This is a genomic window from Oleiphilus sp. HI0066 (assembly GCF_001635725.1).
In genome coordinates, this window is record NZ_LWFH01000771.1 from 1 (window position 1) to 735 (window position 735).

Genomic DNA, 735 nt, shown 5'->3' on the forward strand with positions numbered 1-735 from the left:
TTCATCTTCACCTTTGATCTAGGTTTAGCCGGCGCCGCATGGGCCACATTATGCTCTTTTAGTATCGGCTGCCTTTTTGTTTATCCATTTATTTTGAAAAAGAATTGGCTGCATTTCAGTGATGCATTTGAAAACGCTATTGAAAAGATCAAACAAATTTTAGCGGTTGCCCTACCTGCTATGACTAGCCAATTACTTCCAGCTCTCTCTTCAATGCTAGCCACGATGCTTGTTGCCCAACATGGGACGGAAAGCGTTGCTGCTTGGGGCCTCGGCATTCGTGTTGAGTTTTTCTCAATCATTTTAGTCTTGGCAATGACAATGTCTCTTCCCCCAATGATAGGAAAGAGCTATGGCGCGAAGAACTTTGATGACATTCAGATATTACTCAAGCTTGCTGTGAAGACAATCATCGCATGGCAACTCTTACTTGCGTTGATCCTTGTATTATTTGACTCCAGCATCAGCCATGCTCTTGCGGGCAATGAGGACATTGCTTCATTACTGGCGCTGTATATCGTCATCATTCCGTTTAGCTATGCATTTCTTGGCATTTGTATGGTCTTAGTGTCTGCCGCAAATGCTATTAGCCGCGCAATGGATGGCTTAAAAATTTCCTTCGCCCGACTATTTATTTGTTATCTTCCATGTTTGTTCATTGGCTCTGTGTTCGGCGATTTAATGGTCTTAATGATAGGCTCTGCCGTAGGCAATGTGCTGGCAGGCATAATCTCG

General features: G+C 43.7%; 1 protein-coding gene. It reads left to right on the plus strand.

All coding sequences use genetic code 11. The features are described from left to right. The coding region (locus A3738_RS09250) for an MATE family efflux transporter (protein WP_255376161.1) at window positions 1-735 on the plus strand (735 nt) is incomplete at both ends.